General features: G+C 68.4%; 26 protein-coding genes and 3 pseudogenes. 11 read left to right on the top strand and 18 right to left on the bottom strand.

Going from position 1 to position 24,792, the window contains the following annotated elements:
* The first annotated feature begins 10 nt into the window (after positions 1-10).
* Together LMU33_RS42160 and nthA are read left to right on the top strand one after the other, a co-directional pair.
* Complete coding sequence (locus LMU33_RS42160; RefSeq protein ID WP_372478149.1) at positions 11-445, top strand: SH3-like domain-containing protein; 435 nt, start codon at positions 11-13, stop codon at positions 443-445.
* On the top strand, positions 442-1,041 hold the full coding sequence (gene nthA, locus LMU33_RS39370) for a nitrile hydratase subunit alpha (RefSeq protein WP_228626687.1): 600 nt from the start codon (positions 442-444) through the stop codon (positions 1,039-1,041). Before LMU33_RS42160 ends, nthA begins: the two co-directional genes overlap by 4 nt.
* A gap of 310 nt (positions 1,042-1,351) precedes the next feature.
* Here nthA and LMU33_RS39375 read toward each other — a convergent pair.
* The 4 genes and pseudogenes from LMU33_RS39375 to LMU33_RS39390 all read right to left on the bottom strand — a co-directional run.
* Positions 1,352-1,584: pseudogene (locus tag LMU33_RS39375) on the bottom strand (sigma-70 family RNA polymerase sigma factor); the annotation flags it as partial.
* A 74-nt stretch (positions 1,585-1,658) separates the two neighbouring features.
* Positions 1,659-2,624, bottom strand: coding sequence for a non-homologous end joining protein Ku (ku, locus tag LMU33_RS39380; RefSeq protein ID WP_228626689.1), 966 nt, complete (start codon positions 2,622-2,624; stop codon positions 1,659-1,661).
* Positions 2,625-2,952: 328 nt separating this feature from the next.
* Entirely contained in the window at positions 2,953-3,213 is a 261-nt protein-coding gene (locus LMU33_RS39385; RefSeq protein WP_228626691.1) for a hypothetical protein, read from the bottom strand.
* A gap of 11 nt (positions 3,214-3,224) precedes the next feature.
* Complete coding sequence (locus LMU33_RS39390) at positions 3,225-3,509, bottom strand: hypothetical protein (protein ID WP_228626693.1); 285 nt, start codon at positions 3,507-3,509, stop codon at positions 3,225-3,227.
* A 171-nt stretch (positions 3,510-3,680) separates the two neighbouring features.
* On the opposite strand from LMU33_RS39390, the pseudogene LMU33_RS42165 reads away from it, so the two are divergent.
* A pseudogene (locus tag LMU33_RS42165) lies at positions 3,681-3,773 on the top strand (phosphate signaling complex protein PhoU); the annotation flags it as partial.
* Positions 3,774-3,798: 25 nt separating this feature from the next.
* On the opposite strand, the gene LMU33_RS39395 reads toward LMU33_RS42165, so the two are convergent.
* Positions 3,799-5,055: a PP2C family protein-serine/threonine phosphatase gene (locus LMU33_RS39395; protein ID WP_228626695.1), complete on the bottom strand. Its 1,257-nt coding sequence runs from the start codon at positions 5,053-5,055 to the stop codon at positions 3,799-3,801.
* 272 nt (positions 5,056-5,327) lie between these two features.
* Here LMU33_RS39395 and LMU33_RS42170 point away from each other — a divergent pair, with 272 nt between their 5' ends.
* On the top strand, positions 5,328-5,459 hold the full coding sequence (locus tag LMU33_RS42170) for a hypothetical protein (protein WP_372478150.1): 132 nt from the start codon (positions 5,328-5,330) through the stop codon (positions 5,457-5,459).
* A gap of 268 nt (positions 5,460-5,727) precedes the next feature.
* On the opposite strand, the gene LMU33_RS39405 is transcribed toward LMU33_RS42170, so the two are convergent.
* Positions 5,728-6,933 (bottom strand): IS110 family RNA-guided transposase, encoded by a 1,206-nt coding sequence (locus LMU33_RS39405; protein WP_228626697.1) that lies wholly within the window; start codon positions 6,931-6,933, stop codon positions 5,728-5,730.
* Positions 6,934-7,258: 325 nt separating this feature from the next.
* On the opposite strand from LMU33_RS39405, the gene LMU33_RS39410 reads away from it, so the two are divergent.
* Both LMU33_RS39410 and LMU33_RS39415 read left to right on the top strand, forming a co-directional pair.
* On the top strand, positions 7,259-8,503 hold the full coding sequence (locus LMU33_RS39410; protein WP_228626699.1) for an IS110 family RNA-guided transposase: 1,245 nt from the start codon (positions 7,259-7,261) through the stop codon (positions 8,501-8,503).
* A 191-nt stretch (positions 8,504-8,694) separates the two neighbouring features.
* The gene (locus LMU33_RS39415; protein WP_228626701.1) at positions 8,695-9,663 is read left to right on the top strand and encodes an alpha/beta hydrolase; all 969 of its coding nucleotides are present in this window, start codon (positions 8,695-8,697) and stop codon (positions 9,661-9,663) included.
* An 880-nt stretch (positions 9,664-10,543) separates the two neighbouring features.
* On the opposite strand, the gene LMU33_RS39420 is transcribed toward LMU33_RS39415, so the two are convergent.
* The gene (locus tag LMU33_RS39420; protein WP_228626703.1) at positions 10,544-11,062 is read right to left on the bottom strand and encodes a winged helix-turn-helix transcriptional regulator; all 519 of its coding nucleotides are present in this window, start codon (positions 11,060-11,062) and stop codon (positions 10,544-10,546) included.
* Between the two features lie 99 nt (positions 11,063-11,161).
* On the opposite strand from LMU33_RS39420, the gene LMU33_RS39425 reads away from it, so the two are divergent.
* The gene (locus LMU33_RS39425; protein WP_228626705.1) at positions 11,162-11,947 is read left to right on the top strand and encodes an SDR family oxidoreductase; all 786 of its coding nucleotides are present in this window, start codon (positions 11,162-11,164) and stop codon (positions 11,945-11,947) included.
* 25 nt (positions 11,948-11,972) lie between these two features.
* Positions 11,973-12,332, top strand: a complete 360-nt coding sequence (locus LMU33_RS39430) for a nuclear transport factor 2 family protein (protein WP_228626707.1) — start codon at positions 11,973-11,975, stop codon at positions 12,330-12,332.
* 90 nt (positions 12,333-12,422) lie between these two features.
* On the opposite strand, the pseudogene LMU33_RS39435 reads toward LMU33_RS39430, so the two are convergent.
* A pseudogene (locus LMU33_RS39435) lies at positions 12,423-12,818 on the bottom strand (transposase); the annotation flags it as partial.
* Positions 12,819-12,904: 86 nt separating this feature from the next.
* The gene (locus tag LMU33_RS39440) at positions 12,905-13,417 is read right to left on the bottom strand and encodes a transposase (protein WP_228626708.1); all 513 of its coding nucleotides are present in this window, start codon (positions 13,415-13,417) and stop codon (positions 12,905-12,907) included.
* Positions 13,418-13,551: 134 nt separating this feature from the next.
* Here LMU33_RS39440 and LMU33_RS39445 point away from each other — a divergent pair, with 134 nt between their 5' ends.
* Positions 13,552-14,094, top strand: a complete 543-nt coding sequence (locus LMU33_RS39445; protein ID WP_228626710.1) for a nuclear transport factor 2 family protein — start codon at positions 13,552-13,554, stop codon at positions 14,092-14,094.
* Between the two features lie 259 nt (positions 14,095-14,353).
* Positions 14,354-14,503, top strand: coding sequence for a hypothetical protein (locus tag LMU33_RS39450; RefSeq protein ID WP_228626712.1), 150 nt, complete (start codon positions 14,354-14,356; stop codon positions 14,501-14,503).
* Positions 14,504-14,871: 368 nt separating this feature from the next.
* Here the strand turns inward: LMU33_RS39450 and LMU33_RS39455 are convergent, their stop codons facing one another.
* The 5 genes from LMU33_RS39455 to LMU33_RS39475 all read right to left on the bottom strand — a co-directional run bounded on the left by LMU33_RS39455 (position 14,872) and on the right by LMU33_RS39475 (position 20,443).
* On the bottom strand, positions 14,872-15,543 hold the full coding sequence (locus tag LMU33_RS39455; protein ID WP_228626714.1) for a GDSL-type esterase/lipase family protein: 672 nt from the start codon (positions 15,541-15,543) through the stop codon (positions 14,872-14,874).
* Positions 15,509-15,988 carry an SGNH/GDSL hydrolase family protein gene (locus tag LMU33_RS39460; protein ID WP_228626716.1) on the bottom strand — a complete coding sequence of 160 codons (480 nt, stop codon included), beginning with the start codon at positions 15,986-15,988 and terminating at the stop codon, positions 15,509-15,511. The genes LMU33_RS39455 and LMU33_RS39460 overlap by 35 nt, the downstream gene beginning before the upstream one ends.
* Before the next feature lie 103 nt (positions 15,989-16,091).
* Positions 16,092-17,441 carry a hypothetical protein gene (locus LMU33_RS39465; protein WP_228626718.1) on the bottom strand — a complete coding sequence of 450 codons (1,350 nt, stop codon included), beginning with the start codon at positions 17,439-17,441 and terminating at the stop codon, positions 16,092-16,094.
* A 116-nt stretch (positions 17,442-17,557) separates the two neighbouring features.
* Positions 17,558-18,724, bottom strand: a complete 1,167-nt coding sequence (locus LMU33_RS39470) for a hypothetical protein (RefSeq protein ID WP_228626720.1) — start codon at positions 18,722-18,724, stop codon at positions 17,558-17,560.
* A gap of 573 nt (positions 18,725-19,297) precedes the next feature.
* Complete coding sequence (locus tag LMU33_RS39475) at positions 19,298-20,443, bottom strand: glycosyltransferase family 4 protein (RefSeq protein ID WP_228626722.1); 1,146 nt, start codon at positions 20,441-20,443, stop codon at positions 19,298-19,300.
* A 622-nt stretch (positions 20,444-21,065) separates the two neighbouring features.
* Between LMU33_RS39475 and LMU33_RS39480 the strand changes: the two genes are divergently transcribed.
* Positions 21,066-21,479, top strand: coding sequence for a hypothetical protein (locus LMU33_RS39480; RefSeq protein WP_372478151.1), 414 nt, complete (start codon positions 21,066-21,068; stop codon positions 21,477-21,479).
* Between the two features lie 6 nt (positions 21,480-21,485).
* Here LMU33_RS39480 and tatC read toward each other — a convergent pair whose 3' ends face one another.
* The 4 genes from tatC to LMU33_RS39500 all read right to left on the bottom strand — a co-directional run bounded on the left by tatC (position 21,486) and on the right by LMU33_RS39500 (position 24,659).
* Positions 21,486-22,424: a twin-arginine translocase subunit TatC gene (gene tatC, locus LMU33_RS39485; RefSeq protein WP_228626724.1), complete on the bottom strand. Its 939-nt coding sequence runs from the start codon at positions 22,422-22,424 to the stop codon at positions 21,486-21,488.
* A gap of 387 nt (positions 22,425-22,811) precedes the next feature.
* Positions 22,812-23,105 carry a Sec-independent protein translocase subunit TatA gene (tatA, locus tag LMU33_RS39490; RefSeq protein ID WP_228626726.1) on the bottom strand — a complete coding sequence of 98 codons (294 nt, stop codon included), beginning with the start codon at positions 23,103-23,105 and terminating at the stop codon, positions 22,812-22,814.
* Positions 23,106-23,517: 412 nt separating this feature from the next.
* Complete coding sequence (locus LMU33_RS39495) at positions 23,518-23,970, bottom strand: hypothetical protein (protein WP_228626728.1); 453 nt, start codon at positions 23,968-23,970, stop codon at positions 23,518-23,520.
* A 266-nt stretch (positions 23,971-24,236) separates the two neighbouring features.
* Entirely contained in the window at positions 24,237-24,659 is a 423-nt protein-coding gene (locus tag LMU33_RS39500) for an ATP-binding protein (RefSeq protein ID WP_228626730.1), read from the bottom strand.
* Between the last annotated feature and the right edge of the window lie 133 nt (positions 24,660-24,792).

Genomic DNA, 24,792 nt, shown 5'->3' on the forward strand with positions numbered 1-24,792 from the left:
CGGTGAGCTGATGCTCACGGAACGCTCCGTCCTGGCGCCGGGCGCGATCGAGGCCCGCGCCCGCAACCTGCGCGGCGAACACGTGGCGGAGCCGCCGATCACCGAACCCGCCAGACCTCACTACGCACCCACCTCCGAGAGGTCGCTGCGCCCGGTGGACGCCGCTGCGGCCTTCGGCGTCGGCGAGCGCGTACGCGCCAAGAGCATGTCGGTACCCGGACACACCCGGACCCGGCTGCCGGGCTACATCCGGGGACACACCGGAGTCGTCGACATCGTCCAGCCCGCCCATGTGCTGCCGGACACCAACGCGCACTTCCTGGGCGAGAACCCGCAGCACGTCTACACGGTGCGGTTCGACTCACGCGGAGTGTGGGGCCCCGACGCCGAACCCTTCGCCCTCACCGTGGAAATGTACGAGAGCTACCTGGAGACCACGGCATGACCACCACCGGCGGCCCGGGCGACACCCCTTCCGTGGCGCTGCGCACCGAGGCGCTCGAGCAGCTGCTCACCGAGCGGGGCCTGATCGACCCGAAGGTGATGAACGAGATCATCACCCAGTACGAGACCAACGTGGGCCCTCTCAACGGGGCCAAGGTCGTCGCCAAGGCGTGGACCGACCCCGGCTACCGGCGGCGCCTGCTCCAGGACGGCACCGCCGCCATCAGGGAACTGGGCTTCTCGGGGCAGCAGGGCGAGCACATCGTCGTGGTCGAGAACACCCCGACCACCCACAACGTGGTGGTGTGCACGCTGTGCTCGTGCTACCCCTGGCCGGTGCTCGGTCTGTCGCCGAGCTGGTACAAGGACCCCGTGTACCGTGCACGCGTGGTCAGGGAACCGCGCACGGTGCTGTCCGCGATGGGACTCGAACCCGACGACGACGTGCGCATCACCGTCCGCGACTCCACCAGCGAGGTGCGCTGGCTGGTCCTGCCCGAGCGTCCGGCCGGCACCGAGCACCTGTCCGAGGAGGAACTCGTCGCCCTGGTGACGCGGGACGCGATGGTCGGGGTGGCCAAGGTGACGGCACCGTGAGCGCGCCGCTGGGCATCGAGGGCCCGGCCGCGCCACCTCGCTTGGAGGGGCGCCCTTCGGAAAAGGTGTTACCGAGGGTAACCGGATAACAGTTCGCGCAACGTCCCGTCTGACCAGTTCGAGCAGCGGCACGGCCGAGTGCCGCGTACGGCGAGGTGTTCCGCGCGGCGGAGTGCCTGTACTACGAGGCACCCCCGCGCGGCGAAGCACCTCTGAACGGCGAAGCGGCCCGGCGTGTTCCGCCGGGCCGTGCCGCGTGAGTCGACGGAGGGCCTACCCTCCCGCCACTCCTCCAGTCGCCAGCGCGCCGTCACTCCTCGACGGTCAGCCCCTTGCGCAGCCGCACCAGCGTCCGCGACAGCAGCCGCGAGACATGTATCTGGGAGATGCCGAGTTCGTCACCGATCTCCGACTGGGTCAGGCCCGCGACGAAGCGCAGGGACAGGATCTTCCGTCCCGGGGTGACAGTTCGGCGATCAGCGGCTTCAACGACTCGACGTACTCGATGCCTTCGATCCCGTGGTCCTCGTACCCGATACGGTCCACGCGGCCTGGCACCTTGCGCGTCACGCTGTTCGCTCCCGACGCACCGGGCCGACACCCGGCTAACAACTCCATCACGGTGACCGCGCCGATGCCGCAGATCTCGGCCAGCGTGCAGCCCAACGTGGCCAGCAGAGCGGGAACCTTCTTGTCGAGGACCAGCGAGTTCGAGTACCGGCGCAACAAGAACACCTCCACGGGCACACCGTCCCCCCGCACGGCTGTCTCGGCCAGGCCGACCGCACCCTGTACGGCTTCCGACCCCAGGACCGCCGAACCCGGTGCTGAATGTGAACGGAGAAGGCACCACCGCGGGCGAGAAGACGAACGAGTGGCGCGGGCGCCTCTGGCAGTGGCTTCTCCCCGCGCTTCGCCTCGATGATCTGGGCCATGGCCTCGGTGTACCGGTCCTCGAAGTCGGGGCCCACCAGCTCGTCCACCGTCATGGTGTCCATGAGGGCGAGCGCGCCCTCGATCTCCTGCTCGGACACCTCGACCGGCGGGGGCAGCAGCTCGGTAGGGTCGCGGATCTCGTCCGGCCAGCGCATGGCGTGGAGGACCAGGACGTCGTCGCGGATCCGGAGCAGGCCGAGTCTCCCCCGGCCGGACCAGGCGTACTTCGCGACGGCTACCTTCGAGGAGCGGCCGAGGGCCTGGACGAGGAGCTTGTACGGCTTGGCCGCGACCGGGCTGGACGGCTGGAGGTAGTAGCCCTCGGCGATCTTCAGCGGGTCGATGGAATCCAGGGGCACGAAGGCGTCGATCTCGATCGCTTTCGCTGTCGGCAGCGGGAGGTTGCTGAGTTCCTCGTCGGTGATGGGGATGACCTGGGTCTTCGACAGCTCGTAGCCCTTGCCGATCTCGGACTGGTCGACCTCGCGGTCCTCCAGCTCGCATGCCTTGCGGTAGCGCACGTGGCCCATGTCCTCGAGGTGGTATTGGTGGAACCTGATGCTGTGGTCCTCGGTCGCGCCAACCACGTTGATCGGTACGCTGACCAGGCCGAAGCTGATCGCACCGCTCCAGATGGTTCGGGGCATGGGTGACCTCCGCGGTAGCCCCGAGCATCACCAGCGTACGAATGCCTCTGCCGTCCCGCATGCGCCCTCGAGGTCCACGCCGCCCCCTGAGTACATGGTCGACACGCCGACTGTCGTCGTGTACCCGCCCGCCGAGGACGGCGGCCGGCAGGTCCGTGTCGGCAGCGTCGTCACGCCAGCGACGTTTGGGATGCCGCCGCCACCGGCCGCCGACTGAGGGCGGATCACTCGGTGGGCAAGCCGCCCCCTGAGCCGGGGCAAGCTCTGCCGCTCGGGGGTGGGCAAGCCTGTCCCGGCAGCCGTGGCCAGGGACCGCCGACCAGGTCGGTCAGTGGCGGGTGACGGTGAAGCCGGTGCTGTTAAAGGCGCTGGTCCACACGTCTCGGTCAAACCACTTGGTGATGTCGGGCTGCATCTGTGTGAGGGTGCGCATGCGGGCCTCCCAGTCGTGGCCGGTGGGGCCGCGGCTGCCGTGGCATCCCTCGCAACCGTCCTCTCCGTGGATGTGGCCGGCCATCCATGCGTTGACAGCAACGTTGATGATGACGGCGTACAGGTCGCCGCCGGTTTGGGCCAGGGCGTCCGGCACGCCCGCCAGGATCAGGGCCGGCTCGGGGTTGCCCTGGGGTGGCAGGGGAGCTTGCCCGACCTCTTCGTCGGCCCCGTCTTCAATTCCCGCACGCTCTGGGTGAGGCTGTCGGCGAGTGCGGAGGCGTCGAAGTACCTCCAGGCTGATCGCACGTGGATGCGGAGCTGGTTGGCCACCGCCTGGACGTTCTGTTCGATGGTGTCCTCCACCGTGGCCGGCGTGAGGGTCACATCTCGGCCGGCCAGTTCGGTGAGGGTCTGCGCGACGGCTTCTTTGAACGCTTTGGTGTTCCGCACGACCGCATCGTAGGGGTGGGGCTTGCCCGGGATGAGGGGAAGTGGTGCGCAGCCGGGCGTTGGGGCGGTTCAGGGCGATGGTGCCAGGGATGCCGGGAAGACGGCGCCCGGTCCGAAGCGGGCGCGGGCAGCGTCGGCCGGGTCTGTACGGTCATTGGCTGGACAGACCCCGACCACGCGGTAGCGGTAGCTCAGCGCGTCGTCTACCTCGTCACGGGCGAGTACCCGGATGAAATGCCCGCCGGGCCGGCCCCCCTGGTGGGACGGCGTAGGCCGTCCCACCAGGGCTCTACAGACGGACTACGATCAAGGCGATGTCGTCGCGCCCGCCGCTGGCCACGCCGAGGCGGGCGAGCAGAGCGTCGGCCAGGCGTTCGGGGCCGAGGCGGGCATGGCGGGTGAGGGCGTCGGTGAGCCGGTCAAGGCCAGCGTCGATGTCCTCGCCGCGGCGTTCGATGAGCCCGTCGGTGTAGAGCACGAGGGTGTCGCCGGGGGTGTAGGGCATGGCCGCCTGGGGGCGGGGAACGTGGGTGGGGCGGACCCCCAGCGGTGGATCGGTGGCCTGGTCGAGAAGGTCGAAGGTGCCGTCGGTGTGGACGAGGACCGGTGGGGGGTGGCCGGCATTGCTGTAGGTGATGTGTCGGCGGTGGGTGTTGATGACGGCTTTGACCGCGGTGGTGGCCAGTGCTCCAGGCACCGAGCGCGCGTACAGGCCCAGGACTCCCATCGCCGGGGCGGGCTCACGAAGCGCCCGGATGGCGGCGGACAGCGCGCTGCGGAGCATGCCCATGACGGCGGCGGCGTCCAGGCCGTGGCCGACGACGTCGCCGACCGCGACGGCGAACAACCCGTCATCGGGCAGGTCCACCACGTCGTACCAGTCACCGCAGATGTTCAGCGACCCGGCGGCGGGCAGGTAGCGCACCGCGATGTCCTGGTGCCGGGCCAGGTCCGGCGACTGGAGCATGGCCTCCTGAAGAGTGACGGCGACCTGGCGCTCCCGGGCGTGGGCCTGGCGCAGTTCCTCGTTCAGCCGCTGCAGGTCGCGGGCCCGCCCGTACAGCTCGGCCTCCATCGCCTCCCGCTCGCTCAGGGCCCCTGCCGTCTTTGGGCGGGCGGGGTGGGAGAGCACGAACTCGGTGACATCTTCCACGCGGTGGATGATCCACGCCACCTGCCCGTCCGGGCCGAGCACGGGGGTGCTGATGGGCGACCACCACCGCTCCTCGAACCCACCCGGCCGGCCCGGCACGGGGATGTCGTACTTCTGCACCGCCAGGGAGTCCGGCTCCCGGGTGTGCAGGACCCGGTGGAAGGAGGCGCTCAGATTCCGTACCCCCTCAGCGTCGGGGTCGGCGGGGTTCTCGGGGAAGGCGTCGAAGAAGTACCGCCCGAGCAGCTCCTCCCGCGCCCGGCCGGTCGCCGCCAGATACGCCTGGTTGACATCGGCGATCACCAGGTCGGGGGCCAGCACCACGTACGGACTCGGGGTCGCGGCGAACAGTGCCTGGTAGTCGATCTGGGGTGTCGTCACACGCGCTCCCATCGCGGTCCTTGCGGCCGCCACCGCTCCACGCTTCGCTCCACTATGCGTCCTGCCAGGACCGCCGCCCGGCCAGCTCACGCTGCGGGAGTGTCGCCGAAACGCTGGTCATCGGCCCCCGGGGCTGGCCAATGGAACCGTGGTTGGCGCTGATATTGATCACGGTCGGTTAGCGCAGGGGCGATCTGCTTCCCCGCAGACAATGGATGCAGCGGGTTTCCGGAGTTTCCAGCCGGTCTTCCCGGCACGGCAGCGTCGAAGGGGCAAGGCTTATCGTGGACCGGCAGGCCGGAGGATGGGACTTCCTCACCAACCATGCGCGTGTGCTGCTGGCCATCGCGCACGATCCCACCACGCGTATCCGTGACATCGCCGCGGCCTGCCACATCACCGAACGCACCGCCTAGAGCATCGTCGGCGACCTCGAACAGGCCGGTTACCTCAGCCGGGAGTGAGACGGACGGCGCACGCGCTACACCCTCCATCTGGACGGGAGGCTGCGTCATCCGGCGGAGGCCCACATGCCCGTCAGGGCCCTGCTGGAGCTGTTCACCAGCCGCGAGCACGAGGATCTTCCCCGGCGGGCGAGTGAGGGCCGGGGCAGCACGCACGGTGATTCTCATCAATGATTCCCAATGTGGTTTGTCAAGCCTGATGTGACGCCTGGTGAGTTGGCTATGCCGCTGCGTGGTCGGGCCGAGGTGGCTTGACGGTGAAGGTGCGTTGGTCGCGTATAAGCGCCCACAGCACGTCGAGGCGCCGCCGGGCGAGTGCGAGCACGGCCTGCTTGTGTGTCTTCCCTTCATCGCGTTTGCGCTGGTAGAAGGCCTGTGAGGTGGGGCAGCAGCGTGCGGCGACTTGGGCGGACAGGTAGAAGACACGTAGGAGCCGACGGTGGTAGCGGCGGGGGCGGCGCATGTTGCCGCTGATCTTGCCGGAGTCCTTCGGGACCGGGGCCAGGCCGGCAACGCCGGCCAGGCGCCCTGCGCTGCCGAAGCAGGCGATGTCACCACCGGTGCAGGCGACCAACTCGGCGCCGAGCAGGCTGCCGATGCCGGGCATGCTCGTGATCACCTCAGCGTGCCGGTGCTTGCGGAACCGGGCCTCGATCTGCGCATCGATGCGGGCGATCTCCTGGTCCAGCTCGGCGACCGCTCGGGCCAGCGTGCATGCCACGACCGCGGCTGTCTTCTCACCGGGGATCTGCGTGTGTTGCAGGTTCGCGGCTTCGATCGCTGCGGCCGCGACGGCGGACGCGTTGCGGACCTTGCGGTTGGCCAACCAGGCGGTGAGCCGTGACTGGCCCATGCGCCGTAGGCCGGCAGGGGTTTGGTAGCCGGCCAGGAGGACGAGCGCGGCTTTGGAGGTGTTGTAGTCGAAGGCACGCTCAAGAGCCGGAAAGTACTCCAGCAGCTGGGCGCGAAGCCGGTTGATGGCGCGGGTGCGGTCTGCGGACAGGTCGTAGCGGCGGGCGGTGAGGATCCGCAGGTCGACCGCGATCTCGTCCCATTCCTGCAGGGGCTGCAGGTCACGGCGCATGCGCGCCTGGTCAGCGATGACGAAGGCGTCCTTCGCGTCCGTCTTGCCATCTCCGCGGTAGGAACTCGACGCATGGTGCACGGTCCGGCCGGGAATGTAGATGACCTGCTGGCCGTGCGCCGTCAGCAGGGCGATCCACAGCGCGGCCCCGCCGGCGTTCAGGTCCACCGCCCACGTCACAGGGGCACCGTCCGCGAGCGCAAGCACGTCGCCGAGGAGTTCCAGCAGCTCGGGCTCGTTGTTGGGCACCCGCCGCGACAGCAGCTTCGCCCCGCTCATGTCGATGACCGTGCAATGGTGCTCGGCCTTCCCCGCGTCCGTCCCCGCCCACAACTCAGCCAACCTGGGCCTCCTCGCAGCTCGCGTCGATTGTGTTCCCGCAGACGACCACGCCGACGTGTCCCTACGAAGCGACTGCTCGCGCATCCCAATCAGCAAGCCGGACGCCTGTCGGCGTCGCCCCGAGGGCGGGAAAATCGGGTGCGGCTGTCCGGCTGACGTCGTGGCCACTTGGCGTGTCCGAGCCCGTCAATCAGCAGGACGCCGGGGTCCCGCTCGTCAGGCGCTCGGAAGTGTTGCTTCGAGCACGCGTATCAGACTCTTTCGCCTCCTGGGACCCCGCCGGACGGTCGTGCCCCGTTGGGACACATGAAGGGGAGGGCCGGCGGTGGACGTGGTCTATGAACGCTGCGCCGGGATCGATATCAGCAAGGCGGACGTGAAGGTGTGTATCCGGGTCCCGGGACGCGGGAAGGGGACCAGGCGCCGCGGGGAGGTGAGGACCTTCCCGGCCATGACGTCGGGGCTGCTGGCGATGCGGGACTGGCTGCTCGCCGAGGGCGTCACGGTGGTGGGGATGGAGGCCACCGGCTCGTACTGGAAGCCGGTGTTCTACCTGCTGGAGAACGACATGGAGTGCTGGCTGCTCAACGCCCGCCACATGAAGGCAGTTCCAGGCCGCAAGACCGATGTGAAGGACTCGGAGTGGATCGCCAAGCTGGTCGAACACGGCCTGGTCCGTCCCTCGTTCGTGCCCCCGCGACCGATCCGGCAGCTGCGGGACCTGACCCGATACCGCACCGACGTGGTGCGCGAACGGGCCCGGGAGGCCCAGCGCCTGCAGAACCTGCTGGAGGACTGCGGGATCAAACTGACCTCGGTGGTCTCCGACTTCCTCGGCGTCTCCGGGCGCCGGATGCTCAAGGCGCTGATCGACGGCGAGCGCGATCCGCGGGTGCTGGCCGAGCTGGCCGCGGCCAACCTGCGGACCCGGCGTGAGGTCCTGATCGAGGCGCTGACCGGCTACTTCACCGACCACCATGCATTCCTGGCCCAGACGATGCTGGACCGGATCGACGAGGCCACCGCCATGGAACAGCGCCTCAACGCCCGCATCGAAGAACACATTCAGCCCTTCCAGCGGCAGGTCGAGCTACTGGCCACCATCCCCGGGGTGAGCGCGCACACCGCCGAGGTGATCCTCGCCGAGATCGGCGCGGATATCAGCCGCTTCCCCTCAGCCGGCCACCTCGCCTCCTGGGCAGGGGTGTGTCCGGGCAACTACGAGTCCGCGGGCAAGAACCCGTCGGGCCGCACCCGCCCCGGCGACCCGTGGCTCAAGGGCGTCCTCGGCCAAGCCGCGATCTCCGCCTGCCGCACCAAGGACACCTACCTCGCCGCCCGCTACCGACGCCTGGTCGGACGACGCGGCCGTCGACGGGCCCTGGTCGCCCTGCAGCACTCCATCCTGGTCTCGATCTGGCACATGTTCACCCGCGACATCGAGTACACCGACCTCGGCGGCGACTACTTCCTCGAACGCACCGGCAAGACCCGCGCCACCCGCCGCCTCGTCAGCCAGCTCAACCGCCTGGGCTACCAGGTCAACCTCCAGCCGGTGGAGGCCACGTGAACGCTCCTGACCTGGGCAGACGGGGGATTTTCGTATCAGTGGCCGTGTCGTCGCGGGGTCAGGGCGGCCAATCACTGAAAGCCACGATCTTCGGCATGAGCTTTTTGAGCCACACCCAGACCCCTGGGGTCTCCGCGATCCTACGAATGACCGGGACCGACCCCACGCGAACAAGGTAGGGAGTATTCCCAATGGCTGCTCAGACCGCCTCAATCGTTCTTGAGCCCGAGGCACAGGAGCTCGCCGACGCGACCTCGCACCATCCGTTCCTGTACGAGCTGGATCCGACCGCAGCCCGCAAGGTCCTCGACGACCTCCAGGCCGCACCGGTCGACAAGCTGCCGGTCGACGAGGAGTGGGTCACCGTACCGGCCACCGTGGGCGACGTACGGGTACGCATCGTCAAACCGCAGGGCGCCACCGGAACGCTGCCCGTCGTGTTGTACATGCACGGCGGTGGCTGGGTACTGGGCAACGCCGGCACCCACGACCGCCTGGTGCGCGAGTTGGCGGTTGGCGCACGTGCGGCGGTGGCCTTCGTCGAGTACACGCCGTCACCTGAGGCCCACTACCCCGTGGCCATCGAGCAGGGCTACGCCACCGCGCAGTGGATCATCCGCGAGGGAGCGTCCAAGGGACTGGACGCACAGCGCATGGCGGTGGCCGGGGAATCGGTCGGCGGGAACATGACCGCTGCACTCGCCCTCATGGCCAAGGAACGCGGCGACGTCAAGTTCGTACAGCAGTCCATGTACTACCCGGTCACGGACGCAGCCATGAACACTGGTTCCTACGACCAGTTCGCCACCGGCTACTACCTGAGCCGCAAGCTGATGGAGTGGTTCTGGGACGCCTACACGACCGACCCGAACCAGCGCGCGGAAATCACCGCGTCTCCCAACCACGCCACCACCGAGCAGCTCACCGGCCTGCCGCCCGCCCTGCTGATCGTCGACGAGGCCGACGTGCTGCGCGACGAAGGTGAGGCGTACGCCGCCAAGCTCCGAGCAGCCGGCGTGCCGGTGACCACCGTGCGCTACGACGGCACGGTCCACGACTTCATGTTGCTCAACTCCCTCAGCCAGTCCAAAGCCGCCCGCGGAGCCATCGACCAGGCCACCCTGTTCCTGCGCAACGCCCTCGGAACCGGCCAAGCCTAAGGTCTGCGACCACGGAAGCTTTACTCCTGAACTGCATGGTGGAATACGGCCGCGGCGACCGCGCCCGCCAGATGCAAGCGCCGCTCCGTCCAGTCCAGGCACGTGCGTACCTGTGGTGCCGTTTCCTGGGTGATACCCGTGTCCGTGAGTCATGCGGCGCCCGAGGGAGTAAGGGCCGGGCCGAACTTCCGCTCCGAAAAGCCCTGTTCGTTCATCGCATCGGTGATCGCCACGGACTAGGAGCCGCCGAGGTGGTCGTAGCAGATGCGGGCGAAGGCCACGGCACGGTGCTGGCGGCTCCTCGGCATCCAACCGAACGGCAGGCAGAGCCGCGGCCGAAAGATGTTGGACAGCTTGGAGTGATGTTCCGAACTTGATCGCCCAGACGAGTAGTCGTCGGACGTGAACACAGCCTTCGGCCGGGGCGCGAGCCCGATTCCGCGACCGTGCAGGTCACCGACCGCTACGGCACCGCCCGCGCCGGCTTGTAGGCGCATGAGACGGTCCGCCACGGGATCGCCGAAGGCTGTTGGGTCGCCGGTGGGGAGTCTGTTCCGGCAAGCCCTGAGTGAGCCTATTCCAACCTCAGGTTCCGCTGACTGAGGGCTATGACGGGCTACCTCCGAGCGGTCGTGAGGCAGCACCGGCGCCCAGCCCATCTATATAGGACAGAAACTGACAGAAACTGACCTAGATCCCGCCGGGGATTCTTGGAAACTAAACGACCGGTGTTGCTCCTCGCCTCACTTGATCCAGTTCTCAACGACTGGGGAGAGTTGGCAGGTATCACGCCGGCGACAAGCCGGTGCCGCGAGGCCGGTCAGGTGCAGCCCGTGCTCGCGGCCCTGCTCAAGGCTGTACGAGGCTCTTCCGGGCGGACTTACGCCTCTTCTGCGGGGATGGCCGGCCGTGCCGCGTAACGGGTGCGCATCGCGTCGCTGGCTGCGGGGCCTGCGGTGAAGACGTAGGCGGCGCTGTCGTCGAGTCGGCGGCCGGTTTTGGCGTCGACGACGACGGGCTCGACTTCCTCGCCGGTGTGCGCGTCGACGAGGATCATGCTGCGCTTCGTCGGCGTGAGGCGGGAGTTGCCCCACGCGGCGAGGGCGACGATCACCGGGCGCAGGGAGCGCCCGAGTTCGGTCAGGACGTACTCGTGCCGGACGGGGCTGGTCTGGTAGGGCCGGCGCTCCAGAAGACCGTCGGCGACCAGGGTCTTCAGCCGGGTGGTGAGCATGCTGGAGGAGATGCCCAGGCTCTCCTGGAACTGGTCGAAGCGGGTGTAGCCGTCGAAGGCGTCGTGGAGGATCAGCAGTGTCCACCACTCGCCGACGTGTTCCACCGTCGTGGACAGCGGGCACTCCCGGTCCTCCAGCCTGATCCGGCTCGCCACGGCGACCATCCCCTCAGTTACTGCTAATGTCGAAGTTAGTAGCTTCTATTTTAGCAGTCTGGAAGGGAGCGGCGCCTCGTATACCCGCGCCCGGGAACGGAGCACAACGTGACCACACCCATCAGCGAATCCCTCAAAGGACGACGCGCTCTGGTCACCGGCGGCACCAAGGGCACCGGAGCCGCGATCGCCCGACGGCTCGCCGAGGCCGGCGCGACCGTGCTGGTCACCGCCCGCAGCCGCCCCGACGACGTCGAGGAGAAGACGTTCATCACCGCCGACCTGTCCACCGCCCAGGGCGCCGCCCACGTCGCCTCCGAGGTGGACGCCCGCATGGGAGGCGTCGACATCCTGGTCAACAACCTCGGCGGCTCCGAGGCACCAGCAGGAGGATTCGCCGCGCTCGGCGAGGACGACTGGGCAAGGGAGCTGAACACGAACCTGCTGGCCGCCGTCCGCCTGGACCGCGCACTCCTCCCGCACATGATCGCCACGGGCAAAGGCGCGGTCGTGCACGTCACCTCGATCCAGCGCCGCATGCCGCTGTGGAACGGCACCCTGGCCTACGCCGCCGCCAAGGCCGCCCTGACCACCTACAGCAAGGGCCTGGCCAACCAGGTCGCCCCGCACGGCGTCTGCGTCAACACCATCTCGCCCGGCTTCGTCCAGACCTCGGCCGCCGACAACCTCGTCACCCGGATCGCCCACGACGCCGGCATCAGCCAGGAAGCGGCGCTGGGCCGGCTCATGGACTCCCTGGGAGGCATCCCGCTCGGCCGTCCCAACCGGCCCGAGGAGGTCGCCGAACTCGTCGCCTTCCTCGTCTCCGACCGCGCCTCGGCCATCGTCGGCGCCGAACACGTCATCGACGGCGGCACCACCCCCACCGTCTGAACCCCCCACCACCATCAGGAGCGTCATGCACGACAACCAGCCCCGGACCATCATCCCGGACGACCTGCCCGAGGTGATCACCCGCTACCTCACAGCGCACCGCGTCCACGACACCGCCACCGCGGTCACGACGTTCACCGACGACGCCACAGTGATCGACGACGGCAACACCTACCAGGGAAGCGCCGCGATCGAGCGGTGGCTGGACCGATCCGCCACCGAATTCACCTACACCATCCACCTCACGAACGCCCAGCAGACGGACACAGCCCACTACGTCGCCACACACCACCTCGAAGGCAACTTCCCCGGCGGCACCATCGATCTCCGCTATCGGTTCACGCTGCGCGACGACCTCATCGAACACCTCGCCATCGAACCCTGAACCCGCTCCCACACCACCTGTTCCGGCCCTCGAGAGAGACCCCACCGGGCCATCCTCAGCACAGGGTGAGGAGATTCAAAGATCCCCATCAAGCCGGCGCCATTCCTTGATCTTGTTGATGCAGCGTTCGGCCGTGTTGCGCTCCTTGTACAAGGCCGCATCGTGGCTGATGGGGCGTCCGCCACGTGAGCCGCGCTTCTTGCGGCTGGCGGCCTGGTCGGTCTTCTCCGGGATCACTGCCCGGATCTTGCGTCGGCGCAGGTAGGCGCGGCTGGCGCGGGACGAGTACGCCTTGTCCGGGGCGACCGCGTCGGGGCGGGTGCGGGGGCGGCCCTCCGGCCCGCGCACCTTGATGCGTTCCAGAACGGCGGTGAAACGGGGACTGTCGGCGGCCTGGCCGGGCGTGAGGACGAAGGACAGCGGACGGCAGCGGCAGTCCGCCGACAGGTGCACCTTGCTGTTCAACCCGCCACGGGAACGGCCCAGTTTGGCAGCGCGGAGACGAGCCTTGCGACGCCGGCGCAGACGCCGACGCTCCTCACGGGCCTCGTCCGGAGCCTCGTCCCGGTCGACTATCGAGGCGTTTTGCCTCTTTGGAGAAGCCCCTTTTCCTCGGCGACGGCCTTTTCCAGCGTTTCCAGCAGTTCCGGGTCCAGCACCATCCCGGCGGCGTGGTGGTGGGCCCGGGCAGACGTGGAGTCCACGCTCACCAGCCCGAGCTCCGCCTGCCCCCGGGCGGCGGCCTCAGCGATCACCGCTGCCATCAGCGCCTGGAAGACCCCCGCACCGGCCCACAGGTGGAAGCGCCCGTAGACGGTGGACCAGGACCCGTATTGCTGGGGCATGTCCCGCCACGGACTGCCCGTACAGAACCGCCACATCACGCCGTTCACCAGTCGCCGCAGGTCAGGAATCGGACCGCGCTCGCCCAGCGGCAGCAACGGCTCAATCACCGCCCACTCGTCGTCCGTGAGATCACCCCGAGCCATCCCGCCTGTCCACCGCCCCGGATCCAGCCAGGGCAGCAGAACGTCCAGACTCGTGATCCGAACTCGGTAAACGCCAAAGAGTGCGCGCGGACCCACACCTGCCTATCCTGATTCTGCGCTGTCTTCCTCGCGTCCAGAAGAAGGGGATGCGGCGCAATGGGCAGCGGCGTATGGCTATCCCGAGACCCGAGACACCCGCACAGCCGAGACGCCTACTGTCAGGAGCAGGCATGGCTGATCGCGCAACGATGGAGCGTATCTGGGAAGCCCACACCGCCGGCGAGTTCGTGGCGCAGGACGTGGAGGCCACGATGGCCACGATGGACGACGACCCCATCGTCGTCCATGTGCCGACCGCCATGGGCGGTAGTGGGTACGACGGCGTCAAGGACTTCTACGCACGCTGGTTCATTGGACGGAACCCGGACGATTTCACTGTGCGTTCGATATCCCGCACGGTGGGAGACGACAGCCTCGTAGACGAAATGATCGTGTCGTTCACCCACGACATCGAGGTGCCCTGGATTCTGCCTGGATTGGCACCCACCGGGCAGCAGGTCCGTATACCCGTCATCGCCGTCGTGGACTTCCGGGGCCCGCGTGTGCGGAGCGAGCGCATCTACTGGGATCAAACGGCGGTGCTCGTGCAGACGCAGTTGCTGAACGACGACATCGTCCGGCGCCTGCCCGTGGTCACCACACCGTTGGACGTACTGGACGGCACGGTCCCCCTCAACCAGCTGACGTCGCCCCGCCTCGATGTCGAACCGTGAAGGTCAATCCCCTCGAACCCGGAACCGGTCGTAGATCGTAGCTGCGCAGGTCAGGGATCGGCCCACGTTCACCCAACGGCAGATACGGCTCGATCAACTCCCAATCGGCATCAGTCACATCACCACGCGTCACAGATCGTTCCTGCAGCAGCCGAAAGCCTCCCGGGAGCCGAAGCAACCCATCAGTGATCTGAACTCAGAACAGGCCCTTGTCGCACCGATCAGGGCCAAAACCACCCACCAGTCCCGCAAGGACACCGTGTTCCACCGCGATGCCTTCGCCATCAACTCCTGGCACACCCTGGGCGGCCATTTCCGGGACTCCCGGGCCTTCTGGACGGCTGTCGGCGCGGGCGTGCCCGGGAGCTATCAGCAGCGCGAGACCTGCCCGCACATACCTGAGGGGTGAGCCGACCAGGGCAGTTGGCCGTTGACGGAGGCGGAGGCGGAGGCGGCTTGGTCGACCAGACGCAGCCGGGGCACTCCGTCCTTGCCCATACGCCCACCTACGGCGGTACGGCGGTACGCAGCTCAGTATGTTGTGGGGCCTTGGGCTCTGTGGGGGGTTCGGGTACTTCGCCGCCGGTGAGGGCGGCGAAGTCCGCGTGGGCCTGTCGGCGCACCTTCCGGTGTACGCCTCGCGCTGGATGCGCTCGGCGAGCACCCGCCAGGTGCCCCGACCGCCGGAGGTCGGCGTTCCTTGTGCTCGTCGGCCGGGTATTCCGGGCCGCGTTTTCGTGCGGGTGCCGCTATGGCGTCAGGGTTTGGGCAGGTTGGTCAGTGTTGGAGGAGGGCGATGCGGATGGCTCGTTCGACGTGGGCGGCAGTGTTGGCGTGGCCTTCGGCGTTGGGGTGAACCAGGGTGACCCTCTTGTGGATGACAGCGCAGTTCAGCAGGGTGCCGGGGAGCTTGGCGGGCCAGTAGCCCGCAGCGTCGCCGCAGATTCCCTCGACCCACTTGGTGCCCGCGGGCTGGCAGGCGTCGTGGCCCACGCTGGAGAAGTAGACGTCGACGTAGCGGTCGCCGAAGAAGTCCGTGACCCGCTGGATCGTGCTGTTCAGCGGCTTGAGGACGTCGTCACGGAGCCAGTCGATGTCGGCGTGCTTGATCGAGCCGAGTTCGGTGAGGGCGAGGCGATTGCAGGCGCTGCCCTCCTCCGGCAGGACGGCCGGGTAGCCGACCGTGATCACCTTGGCGTTGGGTGCGGCCTGGTGCACCTTGGCCAGCATCCCGATGTACTCGTCTTGAACCCGGGCGAGCTTGTCCTTGATGCTCTCCTCCCCCTCGGGAGGACTGGTGTAGTACTCGCGGCAGGACTTGCCGGGCGTCGCGCCCAGCTCGAGGCACTTGAGGAGCATGCCGCCGAAAGGCAGGCTGTTGCCGCCGACGCCGATGGTGACGACATCGGTCTGGTCATTGAGCTTCGCTCGCTGGATCTGCGGGTCCACTGCGGGCCAGCCGCCGGCGGGGGGGCTGGACCGGGCTGATCGGCGTCTGTTTGGTGTCGGCGATGTCGGCGATGGTGGCGTTGCCGCAGCTGACGGTCAGGTGGACGTACTTGCCCGGAGGGAACTCTTCGAGCTCCCCCTCGACAACGCCGGGGTAGGCGTGGGTGGTGCGGTCGCAGCCGTCCCGCGACGCATCGCCGAGCGGGGGCTGCGGGTCCCCGACGAAGCCGCCGGCGGTGTAGGAGTCGCCCAGCGCGGCCCACTCGTACTGATCAGCCGCACCAGCGGAGCCGGAGGGCACAAGCGCGGACGCCGCCAGCGCGAGCCCCACGGCCAGTGCTCGCATTCGCAGGCGGGAGACGGGGTGTCGCATGGACCCTCCAGGACGGACCAGCAGGGCCGTCGAGGCGAGGGCCGCGAGTCGGCCCACAGACATCGGACGCATGTGTGGTCTCCGTTCACTCCATGTATTCAACTTCTGCTGCTCGCCGCCCGCGCCCCGTCGGGGGAGAATTGACCTCGGCGGGGTGCGGGCACGGGCTGGACGGTCAGCGGGCACCGACCTCGATGGGGGTGCTCTGGCTCGTCTCGCTTCCCACCTGGAACGTCAAAGACGTGCGGGCCGTGGTGCTCGGGTCCGTAGCCTTGACGGCCACCCACGCGGTGGATGTGGAGGACTTGCCCGTCAGTGCCAGGTTGACCTTGGAGAAGGTGAGGGTCTGGCCGCTTGGGGACAGCTGTCCGACGAAGTTCTTCTGTGCTCCGTCGGAGTCCAGCACGGTCAGCTGGTAGCCGGGGTTGCCTTCCTCCACGAACTGCAGCCCCATCCCTTCGGGCAGGCTGACCTGGACGGTCTGCACGCCGACCGGCCCTTCGCTGGTCTCGAGATGCACCCCGGGATAGCCGACGGGGCCGCCCGCGGTCAGCCTGACGTCCGGCGGGCCGCCCGGCACGACCGAAAAGCCGGCGCTGCGGGTGGCGGTGTAGCGGAAGTAGACGCTGCCGAGCTGGAAGGCGTCTTCCGGCTTGTCCGGGTTCCAGCTCAGGGCACTTGTCTTGCCGTCGGAGGTGTTGGTGGACTGCGGCCAGACCAGGAACCGGTAGTACCCCGGCCTGTCGCCCTCATCCAGCAGGTTGACGGCGTCGAGGATGCGCTTGTTGCCGGTTCCGGCGTCCGCGTGGCCCTTGACGTTGAACTTGACCGGGGCGGGCGTGAGATGGGACGGCGTGCCGTCCTCGTGCACCAGCTGGTAGTACACGTGGTCGGCGTTGTTGCCGGCCACGTTGTCCCTGCCCTGGCGGGGGTTGACCAGGTCGACGATGAACTTGTCGGCGATGTAGCCGTTGTCTGACACGTAGCCGAAGCCGGCCTGGCTGTTGGGAGTCCCACCCCAGGCCGTGTCGTACGGCAGGCGGACGAAGGGACGCCCGATCCGCCCGTTGTCCGGGTCGTAGAGGGGCCAGAGGACCTCTACCTGAACGTGCGTGATGCGGGTGGTGCCGTCGCTGAGGCTGACCTTCACGCCGAGCTGGTACGTGCGGCTGTACTGGCCCAGCTCCGGTGCGGAGTCGACGTTCAGGTCACCGCGCAAGGTGAAGGTGATGACGTCGGAGTCGGCGAGGAACGTCAGGTCGATGACCTCGTACTCCTGGTTGATGCCCATGCGGCCGCGTGGCACCTCGACGGCGGTGATGTAGGACAGGTCGTCCCGGCCCCAGTAGGCGTACTCGACCTTTGTGATCTTGATGCCCATCGGGACGCGGATGCGTCCGTCGTAGCGGAACTCGGAGTCCCAGACGGAGAACCGGTTCGCGTACCCGAGGGTTTTGATACCCGTCTGCTCCGGGTCCGACGTCTGTGCGTCGACCGGTGATACCGCTAATGCTGATGCATTCATGCCAATCTCCCTTGTGTGGAAAACCCGGCCCATCTCCGGCTCGGGTCGAGAGAGGACTCAGCAGCCGCCCCGCTGGGCTACTCGGGCACAGCGGGGCCGTAGGGCCGCTGGGTTGCTCAGATGACGTGGATGGTGGTGGACAGCGAGGTCCGGGTGCAGACGGAGAACTCCACGTGGGTGTCACCCACAGGTGTGCCGTCGCCTGCGCTCACGCAGACCCACATGACCGACTGCGATCCCTCGTCGGGGATGCCCAGGTCGACGTCGGAGAAGTGCAGCGACTGCCCGTCGCCGGAGATGCTCCCCCCGTATACGGTGATGTTTCCGTCGGAGTCCCACACAGTCAGCTGATGGTCCGGGGTGGCCGCCGTACCGAACCGCATTTGGGCGTCCGGCGGAAGAGTCACCGTGACCTCTTGCAGCGGGATGCCCTGTGATCCGTTGTTGCGCACCTGCACCCCGGGATACTTAGGCGGCCCACCGCGTTCCGCGGTCACCGGGCTGCCGCCCGGCGACACGGTGAAGTTCGGGGTGACGATGACCGTCGTGGACGGGGAAGCCTTGCCTCCCACTGTGAAGGCCAGGTTCGTCGCGCCGAGTTCGGCGTTGTGGCCGGCGCTCACCGCCACCCACATCACCGACGTACCGGGCAGTTCGAGAGCCACGTCCGAGAACACCAGCGACATACCGTCCTGGGACAGTTCCCCCACGTACTGGGTGCTCTGCCCGCCTGCGTTCTGCACGGTCAGCTGGTAGTCGGCCAGCGTCTGCGTACCGAACAACAGACCATGGTCCGCGGGCAGAGTCACCGTCACCGACACCGGATCGAACGCCACACCGGCATCGACCCGTACCCCCGGATACCCCGCCGACCCGCCCTGGACCAACTCCACGTCCGGGGGGCCGCCCGGTGTCACCGTGAACTCCGACCACTGCAAGACCACCTGCCCACGGTTGCCCGCCTCACCTACAGGCGACTGGTACAAGGGGTCGTCCTGACCGCCTGCGCGGGTGCCGTTGCCAGGCGCCGTACGCCCCGAGGTGACACCGGGGCCGCTCACGAAGCTGCTGCCACCAGCACCGCCGCTGAAGTAGGCGCTCGCCGCGTTGCCGACGGCGATCCCTCCACCGCCACCTGCGTAGCCGGCACCTCCACCTGTATTGCCGCCGTAGCTGGCGCCCCCGCCTCCCCCCATGCCCGGGATCGGCACCTGGCCTCCAGCGGTCCCGATCACGTTGGCGCCGCCGTTCTGGCCGCTGTTGCCGCCACGCCCGCCGTTCACGTCGAACCTGGAAGCAGCAGCACCGCCCGTCGACCCCGATGCTCCACGCGCCGGCGTGCCTGGCGAGCCGGCCCACGATGAGCCCACGGCGTCGGAACCGCTGGCGCCGCCGCCCGCACCACCGCGCGCAGCGGCGGCATCGGAGTTATTCCCAAGCAAACATGCTCCGCCGCCTCCGGCAATCAAAAGCGTCTGCCCCAGCCGCTGACTGAACAAACCGCTCATTCCGCCCCCGCCGCTCGGGCCTCCCCCCAGGTCGACGACGACCCGCAGCGTCTCCCCCGGCACCACGGCGACATTCCCGGTGGCGAAGCCACCCCCGCCGCCTTGCCCGGGCCCCGCGCCCCCGCCGCCCCAGCAGCGGGCGTTGATCGTGGTGACACCGGGAGGAACGGTGAAGTTCTCCACGCTGCCCGAGTAGTTGAAGCGCCGGATGTGAGTGTAGGGAGCAAGGGGCGCAGCAGCGGTCTGCGCGATGGCCGCGCGGGGCTCGACGACCGGGGCGGGTTCGGGGGTGGAGGTGAGGGTTTCCTGAGTCATGACCTGCCGTCCTTTTCGTAGCGCTCGACCGAATCAGTGGTGGTTGGTCTGTGTTGCGCAGCCCTGTGATGAACACGTGCACGGGTGCGGTTCGCCGCCGCGGGCCGCATCGCTGTCCCCCGTGCTGCGGACCATCTCCGTGGCGTCGACGAGCGTGCCAAGTGCGCGTCGGCGGGGGCCGTTTGGTGTGCGTGTGGTGGTCAGCGCTTCGATGGCGTCGCACCACAGGTCGAGGTCGGGTGCGGCGCTCAGTTCGATGGAGCGGGCCTTGGCCCGGTGGGAGGCGCGGGCCCAGTTCTCGGGGTCCTGGAGGGATGCCAGGGCGTCGATCCAGGCGTTGAGGTCGTCGCGGTAGGCGAAGATGCCCGCTTCGCCCAATGACTCGACGAGTCCGGGGGTGGGGTGGGCGATGACAGGGATGCCTGAGGCGAACGCCTCGACGGCGACGCGTCCCCAGGACTCGTACAGGCTGGGCATGAGCATCACGCGGGAGCGGCTGTAGACGTGCTCGCGCATCCGCTGACCGGGAACTCCGTCGAGGACCTCGCAGTTGGGCAGCCGTGGTGGAGGCATGATCTGCTGGCCGTAGGCGCCACGGACGCCGAGGAACTTCCACTGCGGCGTCCAGGCAGCGATCTGCCAGAACACCTCACCGCCCTTGTCGGCGTTGAGGTTGACCAGGGTCGCGCAGTCCCCGGGCTGCGTGCGGTACTCCTCAGCGATCACCGGCGGCCGCACCACGATGCTGTGCCGGGGCAGGAACTCGCGCGGGTAGCGGGCGTAGAAGATCTCGCCGTCCCGCCTGATCCACTCGCTGTTGTAGACGACGAGATCGGCACCCGCCGCGTTGTGGAAGCTGGCGGCGAAGTTGTCGTGGCAGATCACAGCCAGCGGGATGAGACGGTCACGGGCGAGGCCGGCGACCAGGGGCACGTTCTCGTAATGGGAGACCAGCACGTCCGCCGTGTGGGCGTGGGCGGCGAAGTCGATACCCTCCTGGAAAGGGACGACCCGCACCCCGTCGATCTCGTAGGCCTTCTCGCTCCTTCCGGGATGGGACAGCCAGACCTCCACCTGATGGCCACGCTCGGCCAGAGGCCGCAGCATCGAGTGCAGCATCCACTCCGAACCCGCGTTGTGATCCGGTGGATACCCGTACACCCGGGCCACGATGGACATGCGCCGCACGGTCGGTGCCACGGCCAGTCGGTACGGACGCAATGCCAGCTGGTCCACCAAGAAGTCCTCCGGATCGGGTGTGCCGCGAGTGCGCGCAATCAGCCGGAGCGTGTTGCCTGCCCGCTCTAGCCTCGCTTCCATTCAGCCCCGACACACGGCGGCGGAACCAGTGCCTCAGCGCGAAACCACCACTACGTGTTCTGCCGAGGTATGGCTTGAAACGACCAGCTCACAGGCACTCTTGCTCGCGCCGGTCGCAAACCGGCCGACCGCCGCCCCCTCGTCGGCCACACAGTGCCAGCGGCAGGGCGCGCGGGTACCGGACAGCGAGCTGTACCCGCGCCCCGGACCGGGCCCGTACAGGGCACCCATGAGGAACTGAACGCGGCAGACCGGTCGCCTGCGCTGGAATCTGGTGACGGTGCGGAACCAGCGCCTGCACAACGCGGCCGCCTCTCGGCCGGGCAGAGACAGAACCCAACTCAGCGCTACCAGTCATCCGCAGCGCAGTCTCGCCGCCGCGACCGCGGTCGACCGCAACGGCCCACCGCATTATCGTTTCTGCGGTGAATTCCCGCCCGCCGTTCGGGTGACTCCACCTCAGCACACCGACACCGGCAGCGTGCGCGCCGCTATCTCTCTTGAGACGCCAACTCCCCTGCCGCACAAGAGAGATCAACGCCTGCGGATCCCCGCGAAACTCGCCCTGATCACCGCGGCCGCCACCGCACTCCTCGCCCCCCTCACCACAGCTCCCGCAGCCGTCACACCGGCATCCACCCACCACGCGGCCCACGCCGCACCAGCGCGCCGGGACCTGCCCGAGCCCCCGCCAGCCGAGATCGTCCGCAAAGAACTCGGCGAACCGAACATCGCCGCCCCGCACTCGATGACCGGATACTCGCGGGCGAAGTTCCCGCACTGGATCCTCCAGTACGGCACCTGCGACACCCGCGAAGTCGTCCTCGCCCGCGACGGCAAGGACAATTCACCGCCCCGGACACGCCCCCTGAGCCGATCCACCTCATTGTGTTAGCTGTTGTTACCCGTCGGCGCGGTCGTCGTCAGCGTCCGGCTGCGCGGGCAGGGTCTGGCCGACGGACACCGATTCCACTTCGCCGATGTCCTGCGGCGTGAGGGCGAGGTCGGAGGCCTCGTCGTCGCCGGGTCCCTCTGTCTCTCTGCGGGCCTTGCGCCGGTCGTGGAAAAGCGAAAAAACAACAGCGGCGAAATAGAGCACCCAGATCGGCGCGGCCAGCGCCAGCATGGACAGCGGGTCCGTGCTCGGCGTCGCCACAGCCGAAAAGGCCGTGATCCCCAGGATCATGCCGCGCCACCAGCCGAGCATCCGCCGGCCGGACACTCCCCCGGTGAGGTTCAGCATCACCAGCAGCAGCGGCATCTCGAAGGAGAGACCAAAGACGACCACCATGCGGGTGACGAGGTCGAGCAGATCGTCCAGCGGCAGCAGGTTGCTCACCCCATGCGGGGTGAAGTCGATCAACACCTTCGCAGTCGTGGGCAGCACCTTGTAGGCGAAGAAGGCGCCGCCGAAGAACAGAGGGACGCCCGCGCCGACGAACGCGTAGGCGTATTTCCGCTCGTGCTTGTGCAGGCCGGGGGCAACGAACGCCCACAGCTGGTACAGCCATACCGGCGAGGCCAGCACGACGCCGGCCATCAGGGTCACCTTCAGCGCCAGGGTGAAGGGCGCGAGCAGACCGTTGATCGTGATCCGCGCGCAGGTGGTGTTCGCGGTCTGCTTGGCCAGATCGGCGAAGGACGTCGGGCAGCCGACCGAGTCCAGCACCGGCCTGGTGAAGAAGTTTATGATGTCCCTGTAGTGGAAGGCCGCAGCGATCGTGACGACCAGGATGGCCAGGACGGCCTTGGCGAGCCGGTTGCGAAGCTCACGAACGTGCTCCGCGAGCGGCATCCGCCCCCCGGAATCCTTCTCCTTGTTGCGGGCTGACTGGGGCACGCCACGTCCTCATCTCGTGCGCCGGACCGGAGACTACCGGCCCTGCGTTAGTACTTGATCGTCTGTGTCGCCCGGTGGGGCGCGAGCTCGCCACGGCGTCGGTTGCGGCAGGTAGCACGTCCAGGAGGCAGTTGGTTCAGGTCGGCACCACTTACCGCGAGCTGATCTGCCCTGCCCTGCACGAGGCTGGGCGGCTCACGAAGGTCCCCAGACCGCCCACTGTTACGCGCCCGCGCCCGGGCTAGGAAACAGCACTGCTCCGGCCAAGACGCCGGCCGATACTGCGGGCAACGACGCGGGCGGCCCGACAGCGCGAGAGGCGAGCCGGCAGGGGAGGCTTCGGGCAGCGTCTCGTGCGGGGGATCAGCCAGGGGCGCAGGACCGGGCTCAGTCTCGGTGTCTGGTCGTGCTGTCCGTGGGCACGGTGCGGGCGGTGGCGGTGTCTTCGGGAACGCCCGAGATCGTCCGCGGTCCCGGTGCAGGCTCAGGCTCAGGCTCAGGCTCGGGGCGTGGCTCGTTTGAGGCGCCGTCGTCTTTCATGGCCTTCGTCTCGCTCTTGAGGATTCGCATGGACTTGCCCAGCGCCCGGGCCGTGTCGGGTAGTTTCTTCGAACCGAAGATCAAAACCACTACCGCGACCAGGATCAGCAGGTGCCAGGGCTCCAACGCATTGCGGAACATCGTTACACCAGCCCTTCGAAGGCATGCTTGCTACCGTGCGCAACCGTACGACCTTGGGGCGCCGCCGCAACCGCGGGGAGATCGATCGGCAACAGGCCTATGACGAGGCGTAGTTCGCCGCCTGTGACCTGTATGGCCACTTGCGCCGGCTGCCCGGCCCGCAGGACGTGCGGGGGCGTTTGGGCCGGATGGACGCCCAGCCGCTGTCCCTGGGAGCAATCACGTTCGGGCATCTGGAACGGCTGGTGGGTCTGCGCATTCGGCCATGGTGCGTTCATCGCCCCTCCCTGGCATGACCGTTCCTGTCGCAGATCGGCGCAATGTTCACGCAGGGCTTTCGAGCGTGAGAGGCGAGGCGAGCGGGGTCGGTCGGTTGCTGTGAGGGCGTTCCGGGTGTTGATATCCGTGCGAGTCATATGTCTTTCTTCCTGATGGGAGTGGGGTCGGTTCTGGTTCCGGGGCGCCCGGCGGCCGTCCAGGCGGCGTACTCCTGGCGGACGTAGAGGCGGCGGCTGGGGGCGAGTGTGATCGCGTCGGGATGGTGTGGGCCGGCCACCAGGTCGGGGTGGCGGCGGTCGTGCAGGACGAGTTGTTCGGCGGTTTGTGCGGCGGCCGCGACCAGGCCGGGGCCGGGGTCGTCCAGGGCCATCCGGTCCATGAGGGCGGCCCGGCGTAGTAGCCAGGCGCGTTCGGCGGCCAGTGCATCGACCGGGGGGCCAGTGACGGACCTGGCCCGGCGGCCGTCGCGCTCGGCACCGAGGGCGAGTACTTGGTGCATCTCGCGACGCAGGTCGGGGGCGTCCGCGTACGCCTCGTGCGGGGGCGGGGCGGCCATGTCCTCGCCGCTGTTCGGGCTGACCTCCACGCTCACACCTCTGCCGCAGCGTTGACACAGCACCGCGTCGTGGTCGGGGCCGCCGTGATCGAGGGCCGACAGGTTTGCCCGGAACCGCGTGGGCACCTGGGCCGGGTCCGGGCAGCCGTCGACGGGGCGCGGCTTGTGGGTCGCGGAGGACCACTCGGAGGGGTCGTCGGGTGACCCGGCGCCGCAGCCGCCCCCAGTGGCCTGTCGTTGTGCTGCAGTGTCGGCCCCGGCGGAGGGCCGCGGCCCGTGCGGGACGTCCCGGCCGGTCATGGCGAGCACCTCAGGTAGGCGCGGACTTCGCGGCCGCTGCGTGCCTGGCGCACCTGGGTCGACTGGGCGAGGTACTGGACGATGCCGGTGCCTCGGCCGTGTTCGTCGGGGGCGATGTCGGGGCGGTGGCGCTCCACGGCCTTGCCGGAGTCGGTGACCACGATGTGCAGAGTGCCGTCGTCGAGCACGAGCTGGAGGGTCATGCGTTCTCGGCCGTACTGGGCGGCGTTGGTGGCGAGTTCGTCGACGATGAGAACGGCGGAGTCCCGCTCACTCGCGGGCACACTCCAGGTCGTGAGCAGATCGGCCGCGAAGTGACGAGCGGCGGAGACGTGCGCCTCCTGCGCGGGCAGGGTGAGCAACGCCTGGTGACGGCAGGGCCGGCCGAGCAGTGAGCTCGGGCTGGGGGAATCGGTCACGAACATGGTCTTCTGGCTCTTCTGTGGATGTGCGGAGCTCGGAACGGGGGAGACCGCCAACAAGGTCGGGGCGGTCGGTGGGCCGGTCCTGGATAGGCGCGCTCATTCAGTTCCACGGACGACGCATGCCGAA

Origin of the sequence: Streptomyces barringtoniae (genome assembly GCF_020819595.1) — a bacterium.
In the GTDB taxonomy this organism is placed as follows: domain Bacteria; phylum Actinomycetota; class Actinomycetes; order Streptomycetales; family Streptomycetaceae; genus Streptomyces; species Streptomyces barringtoniae.